The following is a 26,259-nucleotide window of genomic DNA, read 5'->3' as shown; positions in this document are numbered from 1 at the left end:
GAGGGCGGCATTTAGTATTTGAACAGTACAATGCCGCCCTCTATGATTATTCCTTTGTCATAGGTCGCATTATGGTCGTAGTGGCGGTCCCAGCCATAGCCTCCACTGACAAATAGGCCCACATTTTCGGTCAGTCTGTATTCCATATTGATACGTGTTTGCAGAGAATATAGACGGGCTGGACAGTTTACCTCGTTCTTGCGGAATGTTTCAATATGACTGTATCCCAGGTCTCCGCTGACAAATAGACGTTTGTAGAGAGGCAATTCTGCTCCGGCACGATAGAAAACCGCACCGGAAAACTTATCGTTAAAGTCAAAATAGGGAGCACCAACTCCTAGAATGGTGTAGAGCCAGTTGTTTTTGAAACGGGCGCCCAGATTCAATTTAGTCGTATTGCTTCCTGAAACCAAGAGTTGTATGCGGGTGTGCGGATTGGCATTGACTAAGCCCAGTTGTAAGCCGTCGAATTTCTCCTTGTAATAATTGAACAAGCCGATTTGCATTCCCTTGGCACGAGAAGCCATATTGAGCAAGCCGATTTGTACTCCTTTGAGTTCGCGTCCCGCTACATTCCCTATTCCCGACAGTTGGAGTCCCTGCATATCTTCACCTGTAATGTTAAGTAGCCCGCCTAGTTGTACTCCCGCTGAAGAACCTCCGGCCACGTTCATCAATCCAGATAGTGTCAGTCCGTGATAGTTGTTGCCTGTAATGTTGGCTATACCAGTCAGTAGTAGACCGCTACCATTATCGCCAATGAAGTTCATCAATCCGGCAGTAGTAATTCCCCGGTTGTTCTCACCTGTGATGCTGACTAAGCCTGAGGCCAACATTCCTACCCCTTCATTCCCATTGATACTGACCATTCCGGCAGCGGACAGCCCTCGATAGCCATGTTTGTTGATGTTGGTGATTCCTGACAGTTGGATGCCTTGCATACGATGTCCTACACTGTTTGAAAATCCTGCCAATTGGATGCCTTTTACATTCTGTCGTGTGTTGCTTCCCAATATATTAATTCCTAGTCCGGTCAGATTGTTCTGTGAAGAAAAAAAGCCCAGGTTGAAGATTGTAGTACCTATGCTGTCAGCTGTTTGTGTAGAGATGCCTTTCCATAATGACAGATTGATACCGACGGGTTTCAGTGAGCTGGAAGCCGACTGTTGGGTAGGGGATTGGGCAAAAAGAGTCCCTGCCATGAGCAGGGACATCAGAAGTATTATAGAGTTTTGTTTTCTCATCCTTTGGCCTCTTGATACAGGAAACGCTTGATGGACTTCTTGGGAGTCTTTTCAAACTCTTCCGGATAGATTTTCATTTTATAAAGCTGGCTGTAGGCTGGAAGTTCGGCATTCAAGGCTACCCGATTTTCTTCCATAACCCGTTCGATGTCTTCGTTGGTCAGGCCATGGGCGAAAGCATCGTCGAAGTCTGGATAGACCAGGCCGACCAGTCGTTCGTTCTGCTGTACAATGATGCTTTCGGCCACATACGGCATATTGTTCAGTTTGTCTTCAATTTCCTCCGGATAAATGTTCTGTCCGCTGGGGCCAAGGAGCATATTCTTGCTGCGTCCCTTGATCGTAACGTTTCCTTCACGGTCCATCAGAGCTAAGTCACCTGTATGCAGCCAGCCGTCCGGTTCCAGTACTTCCTGGGTAGCTTCTTCGTTTTTGTAGTAGCCAAGCATCACGTTGGGGCCGCGGCAGATGATTTCACCTGGGATATTTTCCGGGTCTGGTGAGGCTATTTTGATTTCCATACGTGGGGCAGCTTTTCCGCATGATCCCGGTTTGAAGCGTTTCCAGTCTTCGTAGCAGATAATAGGACCGCATTCGGTCATGCCGTAACCTACGGTATAGGGGAAATCTATCATTTTGAGAAACTGTTCTACATCGTGATTGAAGGCTGCTCCACCGATAATGACCTCTTCGAAGTTTCCGCCGAATGCCTGTACCATTTGTTCGCGTACGGTAGCCTTGATCTTATCGTTGACAAAAGGTACTTTCAGCAATAGTTTCATAGTCGGTGTTTCCAGTTTGGGCAATACATTCTTTTTGATAATCTTTTCGATGATGAGCGGCACGGCGACAACGATGCGTGGCTTCACTTCGGCAAATGCCTGGAAAATAATCTTCGGACTTGGCATGCGGGTCAGGTAATAGATGTGGCAACCCACAGCAATTTCATACAGGAATTCAAAGGCCAGTCCGTACATGTGGGCCATCGGAAGCATGGATACAACTTTGTCACCACACTTCAGCGGCAGAACTTGGAAGGCGAAGGCTGTATTCGACCAAAGGCTGCGGTAGGGCAGCATTACTCCCTTGGAGTAGCTGGTGGTTCCTGAAGTGTAGTTGATGACGGCCAGTTCCTCCGGCTGATCTTTGTGATAAAAAACGTGTTCCTTGCGGAAGTTCTTAGGATATTTCTTGCCAAAGAGTTCGTTGAGGTGTTCGCGGGCATAATCCACCTTTTCGCTTCGGGAAACGAGAATCGAAAAGTCTGTCATCATGAAAATGCCTTCCAGCAGTGGCATGGCGTTTTCATTCAGATTTTCCCATACCATATCGCCCACAAAAAGCAGTTTGGCTTCAGAGTGATTTACAATGTTGTGTATGTTGTCAGCTTTGAATTCGTGCAGGATGGGTACAATGACTGCTCCGTAGGTCAGTGTAGCCAGGAAAGTGACTCCCCAGTGCGAGCTGTTACGACCGCAGACGGCAATTTTGTCTCCTTTCTTAATGCCGCTTGCTTCAAAGATAATGTGAAGCTTTTCTATTTTTCGTGCAACGTCTTTGTATTGTAGGGTTGCTCCCTTGTAGTCGGTCAGGGCGTCCAGATCCCAGTTGTCTTTAATACTCTTCTCAATGTATGCGATAAAACTTTGTTCCATAATTATTGCACATTTTTGTTAGATTTGTGCAAATATAGCTTTTTCTCTATATAACACAAACGAATTAGTATAAATTTTATTGTTTAGGCAACAAGTTCCTGTTTGTTTCTTCTTGCTTGTCGTTTGGTATAAATTTTGTCGATAACCAGTGCGATGGCTCCGTCTCCTGTGACGTTGCAGGCTGTTCCGAAACTGTCCATGGCAATGTACAGAGCTATCATCAGCGCCTGTTCCGATTCGCCGAAACCCAAAATGGACTGAAGGATGCCGAGTGATGCCATGATGGCTCCTCCGGGGACTCCCGGTGCCGCAACCATTGTGATTCCCAGCATGAAGATGAAACCGGCAAACAATTGGAAGTCATAGTGTATGCCTTGCATTATCATCAGTGCCAGGGCACAGGCCACAATCTTCAGTGTACTGCCGGACAGATGGATGGTGGCACAGAGCGGAATAACAAATCCTGCTATTCCGGGCGATACGCCATTTTTGACGGTCTGTTCCAGGGTGACGGGGATGGTGGCGGCCGACGACTGCGTGCCCAGTGCCGTGAAGTAGGCAGGCATCATCCGTCCCAGTAGTCTGAATGGATTGCGGCGGACGAACAGTGCAGCGATGCAATACTGGAAGACCAGCAGGAAGATGTGCAGCAGGAAGATGATACCGATAATCTTAATGAACACACTGAGAATGCCGAATACCTGTCCTGAGCGGGTCATGTTCAAGAAGATGCCGAAAATATAGACGGGCAGCAAGGGCAAGATGACGGTACTGATGGTTTTCACGACAATTTCCTGAAAGTCCAGTGCTACATTCTTCAGCGCATCTGTCTTCAGGTGGGCCAAGCCCAGTCCCAGGGTGAAGGCCAGGACGAGGGCTGTCATGACATTCATTAGCGGAGGAATGGCTACGTTGAAGTAGGGGAGGATGCCTTGGGCCTCGCTCACCTGCTCCAGCGGAACGTCCTGCTGTATGAGCGACGGGAAGAAGGTAGTGCCGGTGAAGTAGGACAGGAAGCCTGCAAACAGCGTGGCACCATAGGCTATCAGTACGGTGGCCAGTAACATCTTGCCTGCTCCTTTGCCGATGTTGGCAATAGCGACGGTCACCAGCCCGACGATAATGAGCGGGATGGAGAAGTTCAGGAACTCACTGAAGATGCCGTTGAACGTGACAAAAGCCCTGATCAGCATCATGGGTAGCACATTTCCGAAGGCGATGCCCGCAGCGATGGCTATCACGATGCGGGGCAGGAGGCCGATATGTATCTTTTTCATTTAAATCTCATTTTTCCTATGAACAAATAAAGAACGCTTTTTGTTTTACAAACAGTATCAATTATGAAAACATATACGAAGGAAACAGCTATAGGAACTTATCATGCGTTGATCGAACATCTCATCGGCATGATGAACGCCTCTCCGGAGAAAGTATTCAATTTTGCTTTTTCAGGAGGCGATGGTCTGTGGCCTTTGTTCGATGTTTGGGCCTATGATTACGGCGATGTAACTCCCTGGCATCGGATGCGTATTTATTGGACCGATGAGCACCATGTTCCCATGGAACATTCGGACAGTAATTACGGCATTTTTTCCCGACTGTTGATTGATAAGGTTTCTTTTCCGTCCGATTCGGTTTTTCCAATCCTTTGTGGCAGTGCTTCCAATTTGAAGGCGGAGGCGGTTCGTTATGCCGGCAAGATCCGTGCAGCTGTGCCCATGGTTGGTGGTATGCCGGTGTTCGATGCGGTGCTGCTGGGTGTAGAGCCGGACGGACATGTCGCATCGCTTTATCCCGGACAAGAACATTTGCTTGCTTCGTCACAATTGTATGTTGCCTGTACCGATCCTTACAGCGGACAGCGATGTATCACCATGACTGGTACACTGATGCTTGCTGCGTCCCGGATTGTCCTGTTGGCAGTAGGCAAGGACAGGGCAGGAATCGTTCACGATGTGTTGAATTCGGGGGATACTTCTCCTGTAAGCTACATTGCCCACCATGCGGCCGACGTCAGGCTGTTTATGGACGTCTGCGCAGAAGGCGGGCAATGAGTCTGGTGGAGCGTTCGTGCTCCCCGGTTGTGTGTTTTTCTACTTGTCTATTTAATTAATTTTCCATTTACCTTTACGTTTTTCAGTTGGAAGTTCCGGATGAGCGACTTGTCTACATCGCCCTTCTCAGCTTCGATGTCCATGTTCTCGAAAGTGAAGTTGGTGAGTTCATATTGGTCGGAACCTTCGACGTCAAAGAACGTGTTGCACTTCAGGGTGATGTTGCGCATCGTCACCTGATCGGCATACGATTTCGGCATCTCTTTCTGTCCTTTCAAGTCGAAAAACTGTGTCCACGGGCGTACCAGGATACAACTTTTGGCGTCGCCTTTCACGTCTTCCACCGTGATGTAGTTGTAATGTTGCGGAGTGTCGGGACGCATTTTCAACCACAGGATGCGGCTGGCTTGCGTGATGGTACAACGGCGCAGGATGATGTTGTGGTTGTGGATGGACTCGCTGCCGCAAGTCAGTCCGCTGTGGCAGAATCCGTATGTGCAGTCCTCGATGATGACGTTGCGGTTTCCGCCGTTGTTCGGATCCTTGTCGGCCTGCGGGCCTTTGCCACCTTTCAGGGCTACGGCGTCGTCGTTTACCGACATGTAGCAACCTTTGATCAGTACGTTGGTGCAGGCATCTACGTCCACCGCGTCGCTACTCGGAGCTTTTACGGGAGCAGCCGGAGCGAAGATGTGCAGGCCCAGCAGTTTTACGTTGTTGCAGCGGTAGAGGTGTGTGGTCCAGAAAGGCGAGTTGATGAAGCGCACGCCGGAGAGTTGCACATCGTTGCTGTTCGAGATATATACCAGACGCGGACGCATCTCGTCCATGTTGGTGCATTTGGGGTTCCATTGGCGGCGGAGCCAGAACGATTTCCAGTAGCGTAGGCCGTTGCCGTTGATGGTACCACTGCCCGAGATGGTGAAGCCGTTCACCTTGTCGGCGTTGATCAGGGCAGAGAAGTATTTCACGGTTTGTCCTTCGATGCGGGTATCCACGATGGGGAAGTTGCTGATGTCGTCGCTGCCTTTCAGTGTGGCGCCTTCTTCCAGATGCAGGTGGGTGCGGGGTTTGAAGAACAGGGCGCCGGTCAGGTAGGTACCCTTCGGCACGATGACTACACCGCCCTGCTCGGCGGCACGGTCGATGACGGCCTGTATCTTTTCCGTCTGGAGCACGGTGCTGTCGTTCACCACGCCATAGTCGGCCAGGTTGTAGACGGTGCCCAGGTCGCGGATATTTACAATTTCATTTTGTCTGAACCACTCGGGTATCGGCGTCCCGTCGGGGAAGAGATCCTGCTGTCCGAACATCGGCAGGCTGAGGAGGGCGCTTACGAATAAGGCAATCAGTTTCATGGCTGTAATTTCTTTTAATGTGTGTTGTAATCAAGTATATTCACGGCTGCAAACTTAAGAAATATTGCCTTTGTCGGGAGAAAATGATTGATTTTAATCCTGCGTGGAATGACTTTTTCTATCTTTGCCTTTGAAATGTGTAATGCAAAATCTATTCAAACTGATATGTCTCGCATTCTTCTTACCATCTTATGCATGTGGCTGCCTTTGCAGCTGATGGCCCAGGGCTTCACCGTCCGGGGCAGGGTAGTGGACAAACTCTCGCGCCAGCCTGTGCCCTACGCCAACGTGTCGCTTTACGGTAATCCCGGCCAGGGCGCTTCGACCGACAGCCTGGGGCAGTTCCGCATCGAGCACGTGGCGCCGGGCATCTACCTCGACCTGCAGAACGTCACGAAGAGCGTTCTCCGCCAGCAGGACGTGCTGATGAGCACCGGCGTCGTCGAGAATCCCGAAGCCCCCGCCTCCGAGCAGCGTTACGTCATGAAACGCCTGAAGCAGGAGAGCGGCACTCTGCTGCCCACCATCGGCCTGACGGTGGAATTCTGAGCCGTGGAGGCAGAGAGGAAAAATTCCGGACAGCAGAAGACCGGCCTTTGCCCGAAAAAGCGTACCTTTGCCGACGGAACGGCCGGTGACGGCGAAAACACGATACAGAAATGATGAACCATTCCCATACACACTCCCTGTGGCAGGGCCGCCCGGCCGTCTGGCTCCTGGCCTTCGTCCTGCTGCTCGCCGCGGGCAGCCTGCGGGCGCAGAAGCAGGACGGCTACTTCGGCGACAGCGCCCTCTATGCCCTGTCCATGCAGATGTTCGACAGCCTCCGGTCGCCTGCCTTCTTCGACATGCAGCGGCGCGGACTGGAACGCGCCGTGGCCACCGGCAATGCCCACTTCGACTACGTGTTCCGTTCGGCCATGCTCTCGCGCTACGAGGCGATGGGCGACAAGCCGGGCTTCCTGCGCGCCGCCGACGAACTGATAGCCTACTACCAGGCACAGGCCGACGACTCCCTGCTCTATTCCACCTGGGCGCGCCGTGCCGACCGCCTGCTCGTGTGGGGCGACTACGTGGATGCCGTCCTTTCCCTGCGCGGCATGGCCGACTATGCCCGCCACCATCATCATCCCTTCGGTCAGATAAACGCCGACTTCTACTTCGGCCAGTGCTACCTGAGCAACGGCCAGGACTCCGTGGCCGCCCGCCACTACCGCCAGGCCCTCGACGGGGCTATCCGCTACGGTTCGCCCGGACTGGCAGCCCGCAGCGGCTTCAACCTTGTCAACATCCTGCAAGACTGGGGACGCTACGATGAGGCCCTGGCCCTGAGCGACTCGCTGCCCGCTTACATCCGCCAGTGGGAGGTGATGAAAGGCATCGCTGTCAATCCCGTGCTGCGGGTGCAGAACGCCATGTACCGCCTCAAGGTGCTCATCAGCCGTGCCGACCTGCCCGCCGCCACCGCCTGGCGCGACACGATGCTGCTATATAATAAGATGTATGCCGACCCCTCGCAACAGGAGGAGCTGCAATATACGCTGGCCCGCTACGAACGCCTGGCCGGTAACAACGCCGAGGCCGAACGCATCCTGCGCCTGCTGGCCGACTACAGCCGCAGCCGGGGCAACCAGGCCCGCATGGCGCGCTACTACCGTTCGCTGGCCGACGTCCTGCGGAACTGTCGCGCGAGATGCAGCTCTTCCGTCGCCTGCAAGCGTTGCTGGCCGACGAAGAAGTGCTGCGCCGCCCCCGCCTGGGCCGCGACGAGCTGGCCGACCTGTTGGGCACCAACCGTACCTACGTGGCCGATGCCGTGGCCGCCTGCACCGAGCAACACTGTAGTGTGTCGCAGTACGTCGCAGCCGTCCGTGTCCGTCGTGCCCGCTACCTGATAGACAACCACCCCGAACTGTCGCTGGGCGAAATTGGCCATGCCTGCGGCTTCCAGTCGCAGAGCAGTTTCATCCGTTGCTACCGCGACCATTACGGTATAACGCCCGGCGAATACCGCAAATTCTCGTCTTCAAGACAATGAAAAGAAAAAAAAAGCCTTTGTAGCCCATTGAAAAACAACGTTTTGCGCATACGAAATTAAAAATTGCGCATACGAAATTCCTTTTCTCCCCGTTTATTTACTTTCGCGCCGTCATTCAAACCGAGTAACGACGCATGAATCTTTTCGACACTGACATCTGCTGGGTGTACATCACCGACGACGGCCGCCGACGCCGCATCCTGTTCTGCACCGACGACGAGCGCGACGCCCTGTTGCGTCCGCGGCTGGAGCGGGGCGAGCGACTGGTGTACCGCCGCCGCTTCGACAACACCTTCGACGCCCTGGCCCACAAGCTGATGCTCCAAAGCCTGTCGGCCTCGACGATAGACTGCCTCATCCGCCGCTACCGGAAACTGACTTCCGACGAGATTACATCCATATTATAAACCGTTAAAATGAACGAAAACATGAAGACAATGAACGAAAAACAACAGGCGGCGAATGGCCGCGAGGCCTACGAAGCTCCCAAATGTGAGATTATTGAAATACAGAATGAAGGCGTGCTGTGCGGCAGCGATTACAGAGCCACACACCGTGGTTTTGAAGACAGCGACGAAGAGATTTGGTAAATTCTGAACAAATAAATATAACAATGAAAGCAAAAAACATGACCATCGCCGCACTGGCCCTGCTGTTGGCAGCCTGCGGCAACGAAGAAATCATTGAGAACAACGAAAGCGGCAGCACGGGGAAGGTACACATGACCTTCACCGCCGGAATGCCGCAGACACGTACCTCGCTGGGCGAGGACGGCCATGCCGTCAACTGGACGCAGGGCGACCTGGTAGCCATCTACGACGGAACGGAAACCATCTGCAAGTTTGAAGCAACCGAAGTCAGCGGCAGCACCGCCACCCTGGAAGGCGAGGCCAAAGTGACCGATACCTACACCGCCTTCTATCCCTACACCGACGACGGGACGCTGACCCTCGACAACACTGCCATCACCTTCACCCTGCCCGCCACGCAGACAGCCACGGCAGGCGGCTTTGCCGAAGGGCTGAACCCCTCGTGGGCACAGGCGACTGACGGCAGCAAAAATCTGACGTTCCAGAACCTCTGCGCCCTGGCCAAGTTCACCGTGGACGCAGAGGGTGTGACGGAAGTTACCCTGACCGCCAACCAAGAAAGCGACGCACTGTCAGGCGAACTGACCTATACCATCGCCGATGGTACGCTGACCGCCACGGGAAGCGCTTCCCGGTCGGTAACGCTGACGGGAACCTTCACGAAAGGCGAGGAGTACTACTTCGTCGTGGCTCCCGGCACGCTGACGGGCGGCATTACCCTGAACTATATGGGTGAAGGCGGCAAGACATACGTCAAGACCACCACAAAACAGGTGACCTTCACCGCCGGAAGGATTACCAACCTGGGCGTACTGGATATCGCCAATTTCACCGAGGCCCTCAATGCGGCGTTTGCCAATGCCGTGGAAGAATTCAACTCAAATATCCAATGGAGGGCGAACCCCGATGGCACCGTATCCCTGGATGAGTATAACAAATTGCAAATAATAAGGAATGGGGGACCTTTCTTGCCTTTGCAAAATAAAAACATTACCAGCCTTGCCGGCATTGAGTACTTCACCGATCTGGAGACTTTGGATTGCATGGGTAATCAATTGACTACCCTTGATGTAACCAAGCTGACCAAACTGATGTTTTTGGTGTGCAACGATAATCAACTGACTGCCCTTGATGTAACCGGGCTGACCAGTCTGAAGAATTTGTTGTGCAGCGGTAATCAACTGACTACCCTTGATGTAACCGGGCTGACCAGTCTGACGGATTTGGAGTGCAGCGATAATCAACTTGTCTCGTTGGATGTCAGTACTTTGGAAGAGCTTAAAATTTTGTGGTGTCATGGCAACAAGATGACGGCTCTCGATATAACCAATAACGCATATTTGGGGGATTTGAAGTGCGGGAACCAGCAAGATAATCAGCAACTGACCCTGACATTGTGGGACACCAAGAAGGAGTTTTGGGACAGGATGTTAAACATGTATTCAGATGAAAACAGTAATGTCACAACCATTGTTAAACCGAGTCCTGTCGAAGCCGGACATAACGGCTACGAAGATGACGGCGGAGAACCCGTATTGCAGTAAACCGGAATCAGCCGACAGCTTTCGGCAAGTCGCCGTAGCCCTACGGAAGTCTGCGGAAAGCTGTCGGCAAGGTTCCGAAGCCCTACGGAAGTTCGCGGAAAGCTGTCGGCAAGGTTCCGAAGCCCTTCGGAGGTCCGCGGAAAGCTGTCGGCAGGGTTCCGAAGCCCTACGGAAGTCCGCGGAAAGCTGTCGGCAAGGTTCTGAAGCCCTTCGGCGAGCCGCGGAAAGCTGTCGGCAAACTGAAACCAATCAAATACACTATTAATCCTTAAAATTTTAACGTTATGGCAACACAAATCAAATCATTTGGCATGAGCCGCATGACCATCGGCTCTTGCAGCGAGTTCCACAACAACGCACTCGACCTTATCACCAAAACCACGCCTGCCGAACTCCACATCGAGGCGCTGGAGCCCGCCTACAGCCAGGCCGTCGGCCAGCNGCAGCGGGTTGTCGTCTACGTCGAGGCCCTGGAGCATGTGCTTCAGGATGGGGCCGCACTTGCCCGTGCAGGCGGGGTAGAAGCGGCCGTGCTCGCGTATCTCGTTCGCCGGCGAGCGGCCCCACCAGAATTCGGCCATGCAGAGGGGCTTCCACTTGTGGAGGTAGGCCTGCTGGAGCAGCTTGGGCGCGGCACATTCGCCGGCACCGGCGGGCGGGGTGCCCTGGCGGGTGGGGGCGAAGATGGTGCAGAGGTCCTTCGCCTCGCCGCGGGCGTTGAGCATCTTGAAGTGCCAGAAGAGGCGCATCTGCAGAGCGGCGGAGCGGCGGTGGCGTTCGGCTTTCAGCTTGCGGATTGGATCCTGCAGGCTGTCGAAGAGGGTTTGCAAGGCCGCCTTGCGGGCCTGCCAGGCGCGTTCGGTGCGCTTGTATTCGGCCTTCTGGTGCTGGCTTTCGCGTGTCAGGGCGGCTTCCTCATCGGGCGTCAGGTTGGCCGATTGGCGCAGGCGGTGGCGTGCGTCGCGGGCCTCCTTCATCAGACGCCGCATTTCGGCCAGGTTTTCGTCTGCCTGGCGCTGAATATCGTCCAGCTCTTCCTTCAGCAGACGCATGTTCTCGTCGGCCTCGAGCGCGGCGATGCGGCGGTTCAGGGCGGAAATCTGTTCTTCCTCCTGCTTGAAGAAGCCGTCGGGCCGGAGCAGGTCGTAGACGGGCGGCACGAAGAAGGGCAGGCGGTTCTGCCCCGCCAGGATGCCCGAGAAGGCGGCCAGGTAGCCCAGCTTCCCCTCGCGGGTGCGCACCACCAGCACGCCGAACATCTTGCCGCGCTCCAGCTCGTCGTGCCACTGCGTCTGCGCCGCCAGGTATTGCTGCACCTCGTGCGCGGCCAGCAGGCAGAGCGGGTGGGGCGTGTAGGCAAAGGGATAGGTGAACCGCCGGGGCGGCTCGATGCCCTCGGTAGGCGAGGCGAACGGGTGGAGCATCTCCGCCCCGTCGTCGGTGGTGCGTGTGGCGGCTTTCCTCAGCCCCGCCGCGTGTTTCTTCTTCTTTTCCCATGCCGCCTTGCGGGCCTCGTAGGCATCGCGCTGGCGTTCCAGATAGTTGTCGGCCATAGAATTGAGAATGGATAATTGATAATGGAAAATTTGAATTTAAAGCCCGCAAATATAGCAAAAGCTATTCGTATGAACAATTGGGGCCTGTAAAAAAACAAGCCATACGACCCGTGGCCGCATGGCTTGACAAACAAAACAAACAATTGCTTATTGCGATAATAAGCTTAAGATCCACTCTGCTTCGCCAAGCGGAAGAGGATGACCCGCCTCGCGGCGGGGATATATGTATGGGTTACTGCACGTCTTGAACAGGGCGAATCCAGCCGGTCTCATCCCGCTTATTCTGCAAAAAGAACACCCCAGTTATTGGTTCCCAAAGAAAACCTTCACGCAATGAAGTGTAGGGTGAATTTCCATTCAAGGAAAAAGCTGTCTGGCACACATAACGGTCGGGCTTTAAATCGGAAAATGTCTTTGTTTCCTGATGTTCCTTATGATTCCAATTACCCCAACCAGAGTCTCTTACCCAATATGTTGCAGTAACCGAATATACAGGCCATTGATCAGCCGTCAAGCGAGAAGACATAATCAGCAACTCGCGCTGGTTCGGTATGCGATAGCCTTCCGGGCTGGGGTCTACTGTTTGATAATAGAGCCAATTCTGCTTATCTATCCAATTATAACCTGCTTGATATTCTGTTGATGCTGCTGAATAAGGACCTGTATGGTCACCATTTACTACCTCCAACGGATAAGCATAACAATCCTTATGCACCCGGAATTTGGCATACGGCCTGTTATCAGCATCGCGTTCGTTGTGTGCAGGCAGACGATTCACCTCATAATTAGGGCGACGTGCCTTTACACTCATATTGGTCATATCAATCAGATAACTACCATCGGCCTCCTCTGTTACAGAAACCAAGTCGGCAGGCAGTTCCTCCGGTTTATCAAGCGGAAGACCCAAGTTGCGGGCACAGCGATAAGAGAATAATGTATTTGTTTTTCCATCATCATCAATAGAGCCGCCCGAACCACCTCGCGATGCCCCTTCTTCGGCCCAGAGTATCCACGAGTTATTGTCATAAGCCGACGAGCTGGTATAATGCCAACGTACCTTACCTTCCCTGTCAGCCGCATTGCTGGGATACAGGCGCGACTGTTCGTCCAAGGCATATTCACCCAGATAGATGTCGGTCAGCTGGTCGATGCTGGCCAGATACCAACGGACTTCGTTGGCGTCTATGATGTTGTCTCCGTTCAAGTCGCGGTTTCGCAACATACATGCGTATGCAGCATTGTCATAACCACTGTTCAGTTTATAATGGTCGGCTGTACTGAGCACCTGTGTCCATTGCTTCCCTACCAGCCACTTCAGGCAGTTGGCACGTCCGTTGCGGGTGTCTGTACCTTGCGACACATCGCCGGTTGCCAAGCGTCCCGTTTCCATGGTCGATTCCAGTCCCCAGGCTGTGGTCAGGCCTTCCTTGTCCACGTTGAAGATGGTGCGGATGGTGCGCTGTTTGAATGAGAACTTGGAGTGAACAATGCTCGAATTGCCGTCATCGCTATACTCCGAACCGCCTGCTATGATGTGCATCTGCCGGTCTTCCTTGTCGGCTGTCAGCTTCCACAACGAGCGGTTATTCTCGCCCGGCTCGTTCGTAAGCGGGTGATTGAAGTACAGGTTCTCATCTACAAAGACTGTAATAGCCACATTGCCTTGGGTGTCAAAGATGGGAGAGTTGGACTTGGCTGCTTCCTCTTGCAGGTATTTTATCAGCTGGTCAATGTCGCGCAGGCGGGCATCCCCATAACCCAAGGCCTGATAATAAGGCGACGGCAAATTATTATTCGAAGCATCCATCGGGTACGGGTCATTATAGTTCTGGTCGCCCGGATACTTCACGTAACTGCCTGCACCTACCCCATAATCGGCATTTACGGCAAACTTAATCCAGCGATAGTCACGCATCTCCTTTGGGATTTCATCTTTCATTTCGTGTATGCCGCGACTGAAGGGAGTGTTGACACTCCACTTCATGTCGTTCTTGATGTCCGATTTGTTCAGCGTAATGAGGCGGCGGTCGTAGTGCGAGTCAAACTCAAATATCTGGTCGCTGCTATATACCACGTCTCCCTCGTAGCCCGGGCGGCGGTCATTGTGATAAGTCACCTCGAAAATAATATCATCTATTCCCCTTACCGTTATCGTATAGGTATAATATCCGTTGCGCTCGGTGTCGTAGTCGTTGGCATTGCCCGAAGCATAGCCCAGGTGCACCGTGAAGCGCACGTCGGCACTCACCTGCTGCCCGTCGTTGTCCTTGTAGGAAAGCGTTCCGGTCATTTCCACGTAGGCAGAGTTGGCATTGGCATTCGTAAACTTCTTGTCGCCCTTCTCATCTTCACCGCTCCAGGCTTCACGTGCGGCATAATCGGCGTTAGCGTCGCCGGTGGAGGCTATTTCTTTCAGGGGCGCCTTTTTGTTCTCGGGCATGTAGAACACGAAGCTGCCGCCGTCGTACAGGTTGGCATCGGTCGCGTTGCGGGTGATTTCCTCGAACGGTATGGCCGGGGTGCTGAAATAGGTGGCATCCGCAGCATCGTCATAGTCGCCGGTCTCGGCCTTCAACACATACGACTGCATGGGCACCCGCTTCACCGTCCATGTCTTGGGCAGGAAAGAAAACTCTGTCCACTGTTTTCCGTCGGGAGGATTGGGGCTGGTCTTGATTACAAACTTCACCTTGGCATCGGTGCGTTCCAGCTTGAGGGTAGCATTCAGGGTTTGCGTGCTGCCTTCGCCGCCGGGAATGGTCACCACTTCGCTGTCGGGGTTGTCCTTGTCCTTGGCATAACCGGTCATCATGAACAGGGCGCCGCGGTAGACCGACTCGCTCTTCATCTTCATGACAAGTGCCTTCAGCTCGGTCAAGTTCTGGATGGCATCGAGTGTTTCTTTCGTGATGCTGTATGCCGTCGAAGTAGTGGCAGTCGTCAGGTTGGCAATGCCCACGATGCGGGCATCGTTCAGCGAGGTAGTCTCAAAGAAGACGGTTCCCGAATTGTGCCCGGTAGTGCCGTCGGCATAGCTCAACCCGTCACCATCGGTACAGAACTTGCCAAAATGACGGTCGCCCGCTCCGTCGAACACCAATACATATATATTATCCACCCGGTTTTCATATTCAGCATCCTGCTCGGCACGGGTGATGACCGAGCTTTCCTCGGCCTGGAAACCGAGCTGCACGCTGGCCGGAAGTCCCTCTTCCACGCGAGTACGGTTGTCTACGAACGTATCGTCCACACACGACACCGCCACCAATGACAGCATCAGGCCTATCATCTGTAAATACTTGCTTGCTTTCATATCTGTATATTAATCACTGTACATTTATCAATTGAACGGTGGAACCTCCACGTTCTTCTCTGCCCAAGGCACTACCTCAAAACTTATCTCCACATTGGCCGGCGTGCTGAGCGTGGCATGTATGTTGACCTGCGTGTTGCGGGCTATGGAGTTGATAGCACCGTTTTTGTCCACAAAAGATTGGGGCAAATATTCTTTTCCTGCCTTCGTATGAAACCCAATGGTGTAGGGCGAAACAGCCTCTGGGTCGGTCCATGCAAACGACGGATAGATGTAGAGCGTCAGTTGCGCGGTCTCGCCACCCGGTATCTCGATGCTCAAGCCTGTGTATTGCTTGGAGTCATAGCCCGTATCGTCGGGCACATCGAGGTTTTGCTCGGCAAAGAGGTAGAGGCAATTGCCAAAAAACGGACCGAACAACATCTGGTCGATAGTGATTGCGTCGGTCAAGGCATTGCTCATCAGTATGTTCAGCTTGGCCACCGTGCGCACCAAATTCACCGAAACAGTCTGCGGCGTACCGGCTGTAGGCGGCTCAATGGTCAGGTTCTTGTCCATCCAACTCATAGGCAGTCCCTTCGCGGGAAATTCCGTTGCCGAGCCGCGCTTGGGGAAGTGTTCGCGCTTGTCGTCATGGATGTGCACCTTTCCGGTTTCCTGTTCAATATCGGCCTGCAATGTCTTCAGGTCGCTGTAGTCCTTGCCCAAGCTCGCCTCGTTAGCTATAACATACATCTGCACCGGTCCCACGGGTACGTTGTCTATCGTAATGCTGCCGCCCGTAAGGTCATTAGCGGTAAATGTTTGGTTGATACTGGTTGCCCCTTGCGACAGGATGATGATGCGCAGGAGATTGATTTGCGATTCCTGCTCCTTGGTGGGCGTCGTGATGCGCGTAGTCGCTTCGAGCATGGGGATGTCCAGCCTGATGGTGGCCGTGCATCCGTCGGCCACCGGCTCGTCGGCCTCGCGGGTGCAACCGGCAAAGGTTGCCGACAGCAGGCAGGCGGCCAGCAAGGCCACGATGTAATGGTAAGATAAGTGTTTCATATCGTTGTTTCTTTTCATTGTTCCCTTTCTATTATCCCCACGACACGGAGGTATCCTCTTCATTCCAGTCCACTACCTTTACGGTGACTGTCAGCGTGTTGCGCTTAAAGGACAGCGTATATTTATAGCTTTTTCCCTTGTCCCATTGGGAAATGGTGGTTGGCAAAGTAATCACTCTCTGAGGTTGGGCTATCCCCCCCACAGTATAATCTACCGTAAGGGTAAAACCCGACACCGCTTGCGGGATGAGCAGCATGTCGCCCAGCAAATCAACTCCTTCCGTGTTCAAGGTCTGGTGTGTTGAATTGGCAAAGCTACCCGCCGCCGTATTGCTCCATCCGCCGGTACTGCTGTAATCACCCTTGGTTGCCATACCTGCAAAAGTGATGTTGGTGACTGTGGCATCGCCACCTTCCACGGTAGCCACCACATTCACCCTCGCCAGCTCATGCCCAAACTGCATATCCACCGGCTGCGGCGTCTGCTCTGCTGTATAAGAAATTCCCGTCCGGCTGGCTGTCATCAGGTCTACCGCCTCGCTGCCCGTCTTGGAGCAGTCAAAGCTGCTGACGGTCAGCGTGCCGTCCGTGGCGCATGAAGCATTGACACCGGTCGGATACACTCCATAGAAATTATATGTTTTCCCCGGAATCCAGTACTGGGTGCCGCCGGTATAGGTCCAGTTGGGGAATTGGACGGTCACACCGTTGAATACATTGGTGGCATTGTTGTCATATCCGCCCCACACGTTGAAATCGGCATGTAGTGTAGTTCCCTCCACCGCCGCGCGCGTCTCCGCCGCAGGCGTGAAGGAGATGGGGCGGGCACCATCGGCCGGATTTTCGGCCAGCTCGTCGGTACAGGCCGCCGTAAGCAGCAGGGCGGAAAGGCCGAGGATTGTTTTTGCTGAAATGAGTCTCATATCTGTTCGTTGGTTAGTTTGTCAAGATTTTTATTTAATAGGCTATTAAATAGCCGCTTAATAGCCTATTAAGTGGACGCTTAATGGCCTGTTAAGTGGACGGTTAATGGTCCGTTAAGCGGGGCTTGTTACAGCGGGCTGCCTCCTTCGCCGTCGTCACCGCCATCGCCGGTTTCGCTTCCGGTTTCGGGGGCGGCGCCTATGTAGACGGGTTTGTTCAGGGTGAAGCTGCGGGGTTCGTTGGTCCGGTAGTTGCCGCCGGCAAACTGGGTGGTGACGGTCAGCGTCCAGGCGCCGTCGGTGATGCCGGTGGGCAGGTTGAACTGGAGCTTCTTGGGCGTGTTGGGCGAAATCTTGGCGGCGGGGATGTGGAACGAGGTGTCGGGGTTGTCGACGCTCGTCAGGGTGATGCCCACGGACGGGTCGGTGCCCACTACTTTGAGGTTGTCGCCCGTGATGACGGCCATGTCGCCTGCGGCCATGGGCAGGGGGACGTCGGTCAGGACGCCGTTCTTCTCCTTCTGTTCGGTGTAGGCGCTGGTCATGCCGGCGATGTAGGGGCCGGTGGCGGCGGGCTGGAGGTAGAGGCGGAGTTTGGTGCTTTTCAGGGCTTCGGTCATGGCAGTGCCCTGGCGGAAGGAGGCGTAGACGCGGATCTTTTCGCGGTCGACGGGCAGGGAGAGTTCGTGTTCCATCACCACGCCGCTAGCCATGGGCTGGGCGTAGCACAGGGGGGTGGAGACGCAGAATCCACTGGCCACGGCCTGGGCTATGACTTCCATGCCCACCTGAAGGGCGGCTTTCACCTTCACTTCTTCGTCGCCGAGGCGTCCGGCGGCGGCACGGGCGATGTCGTCGAGATTGAGCGGGGTGCTTTGTGTGTCGACGCGGACGGTGTAGTCATCGTCGACGTCGGGTGTCAGTTGGTTGGGGTAGGCCTTCAGGTTGAGGTCCATTGAGAATTGGTTCTGTGCCATGATCGTTCGGTTTTTAATGGGTCAATGTTCAGGTTTGCTTGTGCAGCGCGGGGCTGCGTTGTGCCCGGGTAGGCGGTCAGGCCTGCCCGGGCTGAGGGATAAAGTTTGTTATAGTTTTATTTCTTATTCTACAACTGGATGTCCAGTTGTATCTTCTTCCCAATCCTTTACAGTCGGGTCGCCGAATACAATCTCTTCCAACGGATTTTCTGGGTCGATGTTCTGCGCTGTAATTTCAGCAGTGTACGTATATTGGTTGCCTTCAGTCAAAGTCAAGTCTGGTAATTTAACGGTGTGCTCAGCGTTGTTAATTTCAATACTTCCACTAGCACTTACTTTGAATGTCACTGTAATGTCTTTAGGATTTTGTGGCAATATCATGGCATATGTACTTGTCTGTGCTGCATCAGTAGTTACAGCATTTGCAACAGTCAGGGAATAGTTGGCATTTCCACTTGTTGCCCAAGTTCCATTTTCTCCTGCATTAGTATAATTACCTGTGTTAGGCAGGGCATTTACCTGTAAATCGTTGATCGTAACGTTCGCACCACTGATAGTTGTGCTGAATTTGAATTGAATCAATGACAAGATGTGGCGGAATGTCAGTGAAATTTCAGAAGGAGATGAACCATTCATAGAAACAACGTTGGATACGAGCAGGTCAGTTCCACCGTCAGCTGTAAAGCCGTTAATATTTACACCTGTTGCTGAAGGTTCACCATTTGCAGTAGAAGGTGAATAGGCCTGGAATGTGTATTGCTTCCCTTCTGTCCAGTACTTGGTAGGAGAGTATGTCCAAGTCGTTCCATCAGTGGAGGTTACAGATTGGCCAACATTGTCTCCTTCTTTATTTTCGCCGAATACATTCATTAAATCACCATCATAACCGCCGAAAACAGAAAATTCTCTGAATCCATCATCTGTCATAATTGCTTTTGTGGTATTGCCTACAAAAGTATTAAATCCAATAGCGCGGCTGTCCGATACATTCAGCACATCCTCGTTTGTACAGCTGGCCAGCATCATGGTTGCTATGCCCAGCATCATTAAACCTTTCTTCATAATCGTAAATAATTAAAGGGTTAAAAAATAAAGTTGGTTAATCTATTTGTTCATTATCAATTTTCCATTCTCAATCAATGGGCAGGGGAACTTCTATCACGTCGCCCCAGTCCTCGACGTCGGGGTCGAAGCCGCCTGAGCCTTCCAGTCCGTCTTCATCGGAAATCTCGATATCGTCGAAGAGCAGGATGCCGCCGCGGGGCTGCAAGCGCATGGCTTCGCTGACGTCGCGGTCGAACGTGAGGCGCTTGCCGTTGTTGAGCAGCACTTCGAGGTTGAGCACGCAGTGCAGCTTGGCAGGGTCGTCGGTGTACTCGTTGGTCTTGTAGGCAAAGTTGGGTACGCCGAAGCAGCTTACTTCGGCTGTGCAACCCTTTTCGTCCACCTTGCAGTCGAAGAGCAGGGTGGCGGCTTCGGCGTCGGTGTGGCCGTCGTTCAGGAACACACGTTCGGCCATGCCGGCCAGGGCGCCCTTGGCCTGGGCCACGTATTGCAAGCCGGACTTGAAGCGGTAGCGTATCAGGTAGGTATAGGTGCGGGGGAACATGGTGACGGGCAGGACGTCGGGCGTGATTGACTTGTGGGCCTCGTAGCTGGGCACATAGGAGGCATACAGATTGTCGGGCGTGGTGATGGTACGCTCGTCCTGATGCGGCTCGGGTGCCTGGTAGCCAGCTCGGGTGCGGGTACGGGTGCTGGCCGTGGCCGAGGCGGAGTTATCTGTCCCGTCGAAGATGATGTACTCCGTGTCGTTGTTATAGAACAGGATGGAGTGGGTTCCCTGGCTCATGGAGATGATGCCGCCGTCGCTTTCGAGGTTGCTGACGGACGGTTGTTCGTCGGTGTTGTAGACGATGGAGCGTATGCCGTCGGCCACTTCGGGGCGGAATTCGTCGTAGCTGCGGGGCCAGCCTTGTTCTTCCCAGATGGCTTCCCAGTCCAACTGGATTTCTCCTCCCAGATAGGGGTTCTCCCATTCTTGCATCCAGTCGGGCTGGACGTCGGTCCGGACGGCCGGGGCATGTTCGTCGTGGTCGAAGCACAGGTCTTTGCGGCAACCGGTGGTTAGCACTGCCGCCAACAGCATGGTTCCGGCCAGTGCGATATTCTTCATTTTTCGTTCTTCATTCTTCATTATCTGTTTCCTCCTTTCTCCGCGCCGCGGCCGATGTTCCATACAAAAGCAAATTTCAGTTTTAGGGGGCCGAAATAGTTGAAACGGCTGGTCTGCTGGTAGACGTAGTGGCCGTCGATGGGCAGGTATTCGTCGTATTTGGTGGTCATGAAGCCTACGCCGATGCCTGCTTCGAAGGCGCAGTGGCGTCCGACGGGGAACTGGTAGCCATAGCTGAGGCCCACCATACCGCCTTCGCCGCGGTAGCCTTTATCGCCATCTTCCAGGTCGTACCAACCGCCTCCACCGAAGAGACCTAGATAGTGTCCCTTGCGTTCGCCTTGCGGACGGAACCACCAGCGGGCTTCGGGAATGATGGTGGCCAGCTGGTAGTAGCGGTGTTTGCTGTCGTTGGTCCACCATGCCATGTTTCCTTCGACGGCTGCGGACCAGTGTTCACTGAAGCGGTATTCCACTTCGAGCGAGGGCATGAGCGCGACGTCATACAGCAGGTTGCTTTTGATAGACCAGGGAGCGGTTTCGTTGGCCCCTTTTGTTTGGGCTTGCATCCCCGCAGAGAGGCAGCAGGCGAGCAGGCAGAGTAGCGAAAAGTGTCGAATCCGATGCATATTGATTGATGTCGATGGTTTTTATTTTTTTTACTCCGTTACTTTGTAGGTAACGGATGTACTTTTCTTTTGCCTTGATACAAAAGAAAAGATACCAAAAGAAAAAATCAAGGGCTGAACCTCTGGGGCTACTTCGCTCCCGTTGTTTGCTAAAAGGCAGGAACTCGCTACGCTCAGACAGCCTGCCTTTTTTTACGCAAACAGCGTGGCTTCGCTTTACGCCCCTCCGATTAGGCCCGAGCTGCGCATTGAAAGGAGAATCTGTATGTGTCTGAATTTTAGATATCTGCGTACATAGTCCGCATGGCTATCCGGCCTCACTGTAGGGGCGTGAAGTGGAAGGCGAATTTCAGGCGTGAAGAAGGACAGACTGTTTGAGCGTAGCGAGTTTCTGTCCTTTAGACTGAAAGTCGTCTGGAGCAGCCCCGGAAGTGCAGACGGGGCCCTTTCTTTTTGGTATCTTTTTCTTTCGGGCAAGCGAAAGAAAAAGTACAATAAAAAAAATCTCTTCTTTTAGCGTTAAATTTATAAAGATATTTGGTTTTTATGTAAAAAAAAACGTTCTTTGCAACCATAAACGACCAACTTCCCGTTACCTACAAAGTAACGGATGTGTTTTTCTTTTTCTTATTCCCTTATTTATATAAATAAGTACGCGAGAATGCTTCGGTTCATCTCGTTGATGCGGTCGTCGGTGTGGCGTTTGAAGTAAGTTTCGGTGACTTTGACCGACGAATGCCCCATGGCGTTGCTGATCAGCTCGGGCTGGAAGTTGCAGTAGTTGGCCAGAGTGGCCCAGCTGTGACGGGCGCTGTAGCTGCTCAGTTTCACATCGCTTGTTATTTGCGACGTTAGTCGCCTCAGCTGGTAGTTGAACCGGCGTAGTGCATTGCAGTATTCTCTATACCCTTCGGCACCGGTCGACTTGATGAAGGGAAAAAGATAGGGAGAATCCGGATCGTGGCTTTTCAGCTTTTCAATCAGTTCCATGGCTGCGGGTTCGATACGTACCGTCAGCCAGGCACCGGTCTTCCGACGGCGGTAGGTCAGCACGTCGCCATTCAGGTCGCAGCGGCGCATGTAGGCGATGTCGACAAAAGGAATGCCGCGCAGCATGAAGAGCAACATGAAAAGGAGGCGGGTACGTTCCAGACGGTCGGGCAGAGGGCGAGGCTTCTCCAGTTGACGGAGAGCCTGCTCGTCGAGCGCACGCTTCACCGTGACGCGTGTACCGGTGTAGACTCCTTTGAACAGCCGCGGACGGAAGGGGGCAAGGCCTTCGTCGACGGCACGGTAGTAGACTGCGCGAAGCATGCGCATGTAGGTGGAAACCGTATTCCAATTGAGCATCTGCTTCAGCAGGTAATTCTGGAAGGTCTGTAGCCATGAAGGGGTAATGTCCTCAAATGGTAAATGCTTTCCTTCCATAAATTCATTGATACGGTTGAGTGTACTCCGATAGACATGTGCCGTACCCAAGCGCTCCTGACTTTGGAGTCGGTCTGTTACGGCAGCCATGTAGGTGATAAAATCATCTTTAGGATGTTTCATACAATCGTTTTTTGTTTATTATTGGTTAATAGCATATTATAATCGCAAATAAGGCTGGTTTTGTTTATTTCGATTTGTTACAAAAATATGATTTTGTTTTAATTGTTGTTTCCGATTTTGGCAAACAGCTGAAAAATGCGTTCCTTTGTGAAAATTTGTTTTTTATATAGGATAAAATTATAGAGTCATGGGATACGGAAAATGGATTGGCGGTGTCGTTGGATTTATGGCCATGGGACCATTGGGGGCGCTGGCCGGTTATGCGATAGGAGCACTGTTCGATAAGGCGACGGACGTGGAAGCACAGGGTGCGACAGGACGTGAATATTATGGGCCGACTTCATCGGGGTGCGAAGACATTGGGCAGCGCAACAGTTTCCTTTTTGCTATGCTTGTCATGGCTTCGTACATTATCCGGGCCGACGGGCGTATCATGCACAGCGAGATGGAGTTTGTGCGCCGTTTCCTGCGGGTAAACTTTGGTGAAGGTGCCGTGGCTGAAGGTGAACAGATTCTGCTGAACCTGTTTGAACGGCGGAAGCAGATGGAGCGGACCGATCCGATGGCATTCAAGAATACGATCCACGACTGTGGTGCGCAGATAGCTGTCAACCTGACCTACGAACAGCGTTTGCAAATGCTGGATTTTCTGGTGAAGATAGCGCAGAGCGATGGAAATGTCTGCCAAGCCGAGATCGAAGCGCTGAAGGAGGTAGCTGTAGCCATGGGACTGTCGGTAAAAGAGGTAGAGTCAATGCTCAACCTGCGTGGCAGTTCGCTGGAAGATGCCTACAAGGTGCTTGAAATTTCTCCCGAAGCTACGGATGCCGAAGTTCGTGCGGCTTATCGTCGTCTGGCCTTGAAGCATCATCCGGACAAGGTGGCGGCACTGGGTGAGGATATCCGTAAGGCTGCCGAAATGAAATTCCAGGAAATCAACGAAGCGAAGGAACGCATCTATAAGGCCCGTGGATTGAAGTAGCCGGAAGATGTGGAGCCAGGTAATGGAGAAATGAGATTTTTCTCAGGGGTTGTTGCGGTTTATCCGTAGGAATTCTGTATTTTTGCTGCATAAAAATAATACTATATGAAGAAAACAATCTATTCATGGATTAGCATCCTGTTAGGATGTACCATTCTTGCAGCCGGTTTTGTGTTTTTTATCAACCCCTATAATATCATTCCGGGAGGAGTGTATGGAGCGAGTATTGTGCTTCACAATCTTTTCCCTTCCATTCAGGTGGGTACGTTCGGTTATATGTTCGACATCCCGCTGCTTATCCTTTCAGTCGTTTTGCTCGGAGCCAAGCTGGGGTCGCGTACCATAGCGGCTGCCTTGGTTACACCTTTTATAATGAATATGCTGTCGCGGGTGGCCTATCCTACACAGGAAGCGCTAGAGGCACTTGACCCTACGCAACTGCTGGGAGGCTGTATGGACTTGTCCGATCATCTGATGCTGACGACAGTTATCGGTGCTACGCTTATCGGTATCGGTGGTGGTATTGTGGTTCGTAATCAGGCTACTACGGGAGGAACAGACATTGTGGGGATGTTGTTGCAGAAGTATTGCCACATCCGTTTTTCGAGAGCCATTCTGTTGGCCGACGGGGTGGTGGTGTGTTTCGGTCTTGTTGTGATCGGTTTTGGCATCGGAAGTGCTGAAGATATGGTGCAACCGGCCTTGTTTCTTTCTTTCTATTCATTGATTTCCATTTTCATTTATTCGCGTGTCATTGCTTATATGATAAACGGGTCGAAGAATGACAAGCTGATATTCGTCATCAGCGATATCAAGATGACTGACTTGCACAAATACATCCTTGAGGATCTGGATCGTACTGCTACGTGTATCAAGAGCAGTGGACTGTATACGGGCACTGATAAAGAAATGCTTTTCCTCGTGGTGAGCTATAAAGAAGTGGCGGGCGTGAAGCTGAAGATAAAGGAAGTGGATCCTCGTGCTTTTGTAGTAGTGACCGATGCTTACGATGCTTTTGGCGAAGGGTGGAAGCAATTGCCTTCGTCTGCCAACGAGTTGCAACCGGAATAAAACATAAAAAAAGGCTGCTCTTCCCTCGCGGGGAAAGCAGCCTTGGACAAATTACTACAAGGTATTGTGCAATTAATGGATTTCAATTACACGGTTGATTTTAGCCTTTTCTTCGGGTGTGCGTTTAGGTAACTCAATGGTCAACACACCGTCTGTGACGTTGGCGCTGATTTTGTCTTTCTCGACATCTTCAGGCAGAACAAAAGCTTGTTGGAATTTTGAGTAAGAGAACTCACGACGCAAGTACTTCTTGTTTTCCTTGTCTTCTTCCTTGGTTTCGTTCTTTTTCTCCATTGTGATGACCAATTCATTGTCTTCGCCCAGATGGATGTTGAAGTCTTCCTTCGTCATGCCCGGAGCAGCAACTTCTACTTTGTAATCTTTTTCGTTTTCTATTACATTGATGGCAGGAGCAGTAGCGTTGGCTTTTACCATCCAATCGTTATCAAAGAAATCGTTAAAGATACTCGGTAACCAGTTCTGATTGTTGTACTTTCTAATCGGCATCATAGTTGTAATCTCCTATTTTTAAGTTGTTTATTATCATTTTTCTCTGAACTCCTCCACCTTTCGGTTTCGTTGTTCGCATAAGGAGTTGCAAACTTTGTGCCGGTTGCCGAAATGTCAGTTTAGGTTTCGGCGCTTTTTAACTTGTGAAAAGAATTTTAATCAACAATCTCTTTCTTTTAAAACTTTGCATACTTTGTTGGCTTTTGGGGCTTCTGACAGAAAGTGTCCTGTCTGTCAGAATGACGTTTTATCGGCAAAGATGTCACTTGTCCAGGGTCCAACCTTCATCGTTGTGGTAAACCATCAGTTTGCTCATGCCGCCGTCTACGGTTAAATTGGTACCATTGATGAAGCTGTTCCGTTCGTCGCACAGGAAGAATGCTGCCTGTACGATGTCTTCCGGCTCGCCTACACGTCTTGACGGATGTTGTAGAAGGTCGCTTTCTGTATAATGAGGTACGTCTGTTCCTTCGTGAAAACGGGCTGTCTCGATCCATCCTGGTGCGATGGAATTGACGCGTGCAATACCCGCCAGACTGATAGCCAGTGCGTGGGTCAGGGCCGTAATGCCACCTTTGGCAGCCGAATAACTTTCTGTATTTGCTTGCGATTGGAAAGCACGGGTAGATGACAGGTTGACGATACTGGCTCCCAGTGCAAAATGGGGCTTTAGCCGGCTGGTCAGCCAAAAGGGGGCTGCTACGCCTACACGTTGCACATACAGGAAGTCATCGTATGTACAGCCGGACAGGATACCGCCCTTCATTAGGCATGCGTTGTTTATCAGGATATCTATTTGTTGCTCGTGTGCAAGTATCCAGTCGACGAAAGTATCTATTACAGTCTGTTCGGCAATGTCACCTTGGAAAAAATGGATCAGATCATTTTTTATTGTGGCCTGTTCCTTGTCTATGACATATACACGGGCTCCTTCAGCGCTGAAACTTTCGGCCAGACATCTGCCGATACCTGCCGCTCCTCCGGTAATGATGCAAACTTTGTTCTTGAATTTCATGGTTGAGTTGTCTTTTTTGTTTAA

22 protein-coding genes and 3 pseudogenes are annotated in these 26,259 nt (G+C 52.2%); 10 read left to right on the top strand and 15 right to left on the bottom strand.

The genetic code is table 11. From position 1 onward, the window contains the following. Positions 1–11: 11 nt before the first annotated feature. From BQ8005_RS04555 to BQ8005_RS04545, 3 genes are all read right to left on the bottom strand, one after another. The gene (locus BQ8005_RS04555) at positions 12–1,244 is read right to left on the bottom strand and encodes an LA_2272 family surface repeat-containing protein (RefSeq protein ID WP_075317210.1); all 1,233 of its coding nucleotides are present in this window, start codon (positions 1,242–1,244) and stop codon (positions 12–14) included. Further along, the gene (locus BQ8005_RS04550; RefSeq protein WP_075317209.1) at positions 1,241–2,899 is read right to left on the bottom strand and encodes a long-chain fatty acid--CoA ligase; all 1,659 of its coding nucleotides are present in this window, start codon (positions 2,897–2,899) and stop codon (positions 1,241–1,243) included. The genes BQ8005_RS04555 and BQ8005_RS04550 overlap by 4 nt, the downstream gene beginning before the upstream one ends. Before the next feature lie 83 nt (positions 2,900–2,982). After that, the gene (locus BQ8005_RS04545) at positions 2,983–4,176 is read right to left on the bottom strand and encodes a dicarboxylate/amino acid:cation symporter (protein ID WP_075317208.1); all 1,194 of its coding nucleotides are present in this window, start codon (positions 4,174–4,176) and stop codon (positions 2,983–2,985) included. A gap of 63 nt (positions 4,177–4,239) precedes the next feature. Between BQ8005_RS04545 and BQ8005_RS04540 the strand changes: the two genes are divergently transcribed. Then, positions 4,240–4,953, top strand: coding sequence for a 6-phosphogluconolactonase (locus BQ8005_RS04540; RefSeq protein ID WP_075317207.1), 714 nt, complete (start codon positions 4,240–4,242; stop codon positions 4,951–4,953). Positions 4,954–5,000: 47 nt separating this feature from the next. On the opposite strand, the gene BQ8005_RS04535 is transcribed toward BQ8005_RS04540, so the two are convergent. Next, the gene (locus BQ8005_RS04535; protein WP_075317206.1) at positions 5,001–6,311 is read right to left on the bottom strand and encodes a rhamnogalacturonidase; all 1,311 of its coding nucleotides are present in this window, start codon (positions 6,309–6,311) and stop codon (positions 5,001–5,003) included. 108 nt (positions 6,312–6,419) lie between these two features. Here BQ8005_RS04535 and BQ8005_RS17855 point away from each other — a divergent pair. From BQ8005_RS17855 to BQ8005_RS04515, 7 genes and pseudogenes are all read left to right on the top strand, one after another. After that, positions 6,420–6,674, top strand: a pseudogene (locus BQ8005_RS17855) (carboxypeptidase regulatory-like domain-containing protein); the annotation flags it as partial. Continuing rightward, a pseudogene (locus BQ8005_RS17630) lies at positions 6,675–6,860 on the top strand (hypothetical protein); the annotation flags it as partial. 110 nt (positions 6,861–6,970) lie between these two features. Then, positions 6,971–8,206 carry a hypothetical protein gene (locus BQ8005_RS17350; RefSeq protein WP_159436211.1) on the top strand — a complete coding sequence of 412 codons (1,236 nt, stop codon included), beginning with the start codon at positions 6,971–6,973 and terminating at the stop codon, positions 8,204–8,206. Then, complete coding sequence (locus BQ8005_RS04525; protein ID WP_159436210.1) at positions 8,116–8,349, top strand: helix-turn-helix domain-containing protein; 234 nt, start codon at positions 8,116–8,118, stop codon at positions 8,347–8,349. The genes BQ8005_RS17350 and BQ8005_RS04525 overlap by 91 nt, the downstream gene beginning before the upstream one ends. A 134-nt stretch (positions 8,350–8,483) precedes the next feature. Further along, a complete protein-coding gene (locus tag BQ8005_RS04520) occupies positions 8,484–8,756 on the top strand; it encodes a hypothetical protein (protein ID WP_075317203.1) in 273 nt (90 codons plus the stop codon). A 30-nt stretch (positions 8,757–8,786) separates the two neighbouring features. Beyond that, complete coding sequence (locus BQ8005_RS17345; RefSeq protein WP_159436209.1) at positions 8,787–8,939, top strand: hypothetical protein; 153 nt, start codon at positions 8,787–8,789, stop codon at positions 8,937–8,939. 23 nt (positions 8,940–8,962) lie between these two features. Next, positions 8,963–10,483, top strand: a complete 1,521-nt coding sequence (locus BQ8005_RS04515) for a hypothetical protein (RefSeq protein ID WP_075317202.1) — start codon at positions 8,963–8,965, stop codon at positions 10,481–10,483. Between the two features lie 443 nt (positions 10,484–10,926). On the opposite strand, the pseudogene BQ8005_RS17965 reads toward BQ8005_RS04515, so the two are convergent. The 9 genes and pseudogenes from BQ8005_RS17965 to BQ8005_RS04470 all read right to left on the bottom strand — a co-directional run. Next, a pseudogene (locus BQ8005_RS17965) lies at positions 10,927–11,907 on the bottom strand (RNA pseudouridine synthase); the annotation flags it as partial. 364 nt (positions 11,908–12,271) lie between these two features. Next, complete coding sequence (locus BQ8005_RS04505) at positions 12,272–15,352, bottom strand: DUF4906 domain-containing protein (protein ID WP_075317200.1); 3,081 nt, start codon at positions 15,350–15,352, stop codon at positions 12,272–12,274. 27 nt (positions 15,353–15,379) lie between these two features. Beyond that, positions 15,380–16,402, bottom strand: coding sequence for a FimB/Mfa2 family fimbrial subunit (locus BQ8005_RS04500; protein WP_075318938.1), 1,023 nt, complete (start codon positions 16,400–16,402; stop codon positions 15,380–15,382). Between the two features lie 31 nt (positions 16,403–16,433). After that, the gene (locus tag BQ8005_RS04495; protein ID WP_075317199.1) at positions 16,434–17,324 is read right to left on the bottom strand and encodes a fimbrillin family protein; all 891 of its coding nucleotides are present in this window, start codon (positions 17,322–17,324) and stop codon (positions 16,434–16,436) included. A 128-nt stretch (positions 17,325–17,452) separates the two neighbouring features. Further along, positions 17,453–18,301, bottom strand: a complete 849-nt coding sequence (locus BQ8005_RS04490) for a DUF4469 domain-containing protein (RefSeq protein WP_075317198.1) — start codon at positions 18,299–18,301, stop codon at positions 17,453–17,455. A 123-nt stretch (positions 18,302–18,424) separates the two neighbouring features. After that, positions 18,425–19,363 (bottom strand): fimbrillin family protein, encoded by a 939-nt coding sequence (locus BQ8005_RS04485; protein ID WP_075317197.1) that lies wholly within the window; start codon positions 19,361–19,363, stop codon positions 18,425–18,427. A gap of 70 nt (positions 19,364–19,433) precedes the next feature. Continuing rightward, positions 19,434–20,498 (bottom strand): DUF5119 domain-containing protein, encoded by a 1,065-nt coding sequence (locus BQ8005_RS04480; RefSeq protein ID WP_075317196.1) that lies wholly within the window; start codon positions 20,496–20,498, stop codon positions 19,434–19,436. Next, complete coding sequence (locus BQ8005_RS04475; RefSeq protein ID WP_200806324.1) at positions 20,498–21,106, bottom strand: DUF3575 domain-containing protein; 609 nt, start codon at positions 21,104–21,106, stop codon at positions 20,498–20,500. The genes BQ8005_RS04480 and BQ8005_RS04475 overlap by 1 nt, the downstream gene beginning before the upstream one ends. Positions 21,107–21,745: 639 nt before the next feature. Beyond that, positions 21,746–22,657, bottom strand: a complete 912-nt coding sequence (locus BQ8005_RS04470) for a tyrosine-type recombinase/integrase (RefSeq protein ID WP_075317195.1) — start codon at positions 22,655–22,657, stop codon at positions 21,746–21,748. 187 nt (positions 22,658–22,844) lie between these two features. On the opposite strand from BQ8005_RS04470, the gene BQ8005_RS04465 reads away from it, so the two are divergent. Together BQ8005_RS04465 and BQ8005_RS04460 are read left to right on the top strand one after the other, a co-directional pair. Beyond that, the gene (locus BQ8005_RS04465) at positions 22,845–23,639 is read left to right on the top strand and encodes a DnaJ domain-containing protein (protein WP_075317194.1); all 795 of its coding nucleotides are present in this window, start codon (positions 22,845–22,847) and stop codon (positions 23,637–23,639) included. A 105-nt stretch (positions 23,640–23,744) separates the two neighbouring features. Continuing rightward, positions 23,745–24,710, top strand: a complete 966-nt coding sequence (locus tag BQ8005_RS04460; protein WP_075317193.1) for a YitT family protein — start codon at positions 23,745–23,747, stop codon at positions 24,708–24,710. A gap of 72 nt (positions 24,711–24,782) precedes the next feature. On the opposite strand, the gene BQ8005_RS04455 is transcribed toward BQ8005_RS04460, so the two are convergent. Both BQ8005_RS04455 and BQ8005_RS04450 read right to left on the bottom strand, forming a co-directional pair. Next, on the bottom strand, positions 24,783–25,220 hold the full coding sequence (locus BQ8005_RS04455; protein WP_021847336.1) for an Hsp20/alpha crystallin family protein: 438 nt from the start codon (positions 25,218–25,220) through the stop codon (positions 24,783–24,785). A gap of 262 nt (positions 25,221–25,482) precedes the next feature. Then, positions 25,483–26,235 carry an SDR family oxidoreductase gene (locus BQ8005_RS04450; RefSeq protein ID WP_075317192.1) on the bottom strand — a complete coding sequence of 251 codons (753 nt, stop codon included), beginning with the start codon at positions 26,233–26,235 and terminating at the stop codon, positions 25,483–25,485. Between the last annotated feature and the right edge of the window lie 24 nt (positions 26,236–26,259).

This window comes from Bacteroides togonis, from assembly GCF_900130135.1.
GTDB classification, from domain to species: Bacteria; Bacteroidota; Bacteroidia; order Bacteroidales; family Bacteroidaceae; genus Bacteroides; species Bacteroides pullorum.
This window is presented reverse-complemented; position numbering and strand designations above follow the sequence as displayed.

Coding starts and splice junctions, on each gene's coding strand:
- BQ8005_RS04495 (WP_075317199.1), bottom strand. CDS start 17,324: ATGAGACTCATTTCAGCAAAAACAATCCTCGGCCTTTCCGCCCTGCTG.
- BQ8005_RS04490 (WP_075317198.1), bottom strand. CDS start 18,301: ATGGCACAGAACCAATTCTCAATGGACCTCAACCTGAAGGCCTACCCC.
- BQ8005_RS04480 (WP_075317196.1), bottom strand. CDS start 20,498: ATGAAGAATGAAGAACGAAAAATGAAGAATATCGCACTGGCCGGAACC.
- BQ8005_RS04450 (WP_075317192.1), bottom strand. CDS start 26,235: ATGAAATTCAAGAACAAAGTTTGCATCATTACCGGAGGAGCGGCAGGT.
- BQ8005_RS04455 (WP_021847336.1), bottom strand. CDS start 25,220: ATGATGCCGATTAGAAAGTACAACAATCAGAACTGGTTACCGAGTATC.
- BQ8005_RS04500 (WP_075318938.1), bottom strand. CDS start 16,402: ATGAAACACTTATCTTACCATTACATCGTGGCCTTGCTGGCCGCCTGC.
- BQ8005_RS17345 (WP_159436209.1), top strand. CDS start 8,787: ATGAACGAAAAACAACAGGCGGCGAATGGCCGCGAGGCCTACGAAGCT.
- BQ8005_RS04535 (WP_075317206.1), bottom strand. CDS start 6,311: ATGAAACTGATTGCCTTATTCGTAAGCGCCCTCCTCAGCCTGCCGATG.
- BQ8005_RS04540 (WP_075317207.1), top strand. CDS start 4,240: ATGAAAACATATACGAAGGAAACAGCTATAGGAACTTATCATGCGTTG.
- BQ8005_RS04545 (WP_075317208.1), bottom strand. CDS start 4,176: ATGAAAAAGATACATATCGGCCTCCTGCCCCGCATCGTGATAGCCATC.
- BQ8005_RS04555 (WP_075317210.1), bottom strand. CDS start 1,244: ATGAGAAAACAAAACTCTATAATACTTCTGATGTCCCTGCTCATGGCA.
- BQ8005_RS04515 (WP_075317202.1), top strand. CDS start 8,963: ATGAAAGCAAAAAACATGACCATCGCCGCACTGGCCCTGCTGTTGGCA.
- BQ8005_RS04465 (WP_075317194.1), top strand. CDS start 22,845: ATGGGATACGGAAAATGGATTGGCGGTGTCGTTGGATTTATGGCCATG.
- BQ8005_RS04460 (WP_075317193.1), top strand. CDS start 23,745: ATGAAGAAAACAATCTATTCATGGATTAGCATCCTGTTAGGATGTACC.
- BQ8005_RS04550 (WP_075317209.1), bottom strand. CDS start 2,899: ATGGAACAAAGTTTTATCGCATACATTGAGAAGAGTATTAAAGACAAC.
- BQ8005_RS17350 (WP_159436211.1), top strand. CDS start 6,971: ATGATGAACCATTCCCATACACACTCCCTGTGGCAGGGCCGCCCGGCC.
- BQ8005_RS04475 (WP_200806324.1), bottom strand. CDS start 21,106: ATGCATCGGATTCGACACTTTTCGCTACTCTGCCTGCTCGCCTGCTGC.
- BQ8005_RS04520 (WP_075317203.1), top strand. CDS start 8,484: ATGAATCTTTTCGACACTGACATCTGCTGGGTGTACATCACCGACGAC.
- BQ8005_RS04485 (WP_075317197.1), bottom strand. CDS start 19,363: ATGAAGAAAGGTTTAATGATGCTGGGCATAGCAACCATGATGCTGGCC.
- BQ8005_RS04470 (WP_075317195.1), bottom strand. CDS start 22,657: ATGAAACATCCTAAAGATGATTTTATCACCTACATGGCTGCCGTAACA.
- BQ8005_RS04505 (WP_075317200.1), bottom strand. CDS start 15,352: ATGAAAGCAAGCAAGTATTTACAGATGATAGGCCTGATGCTGTCATTG.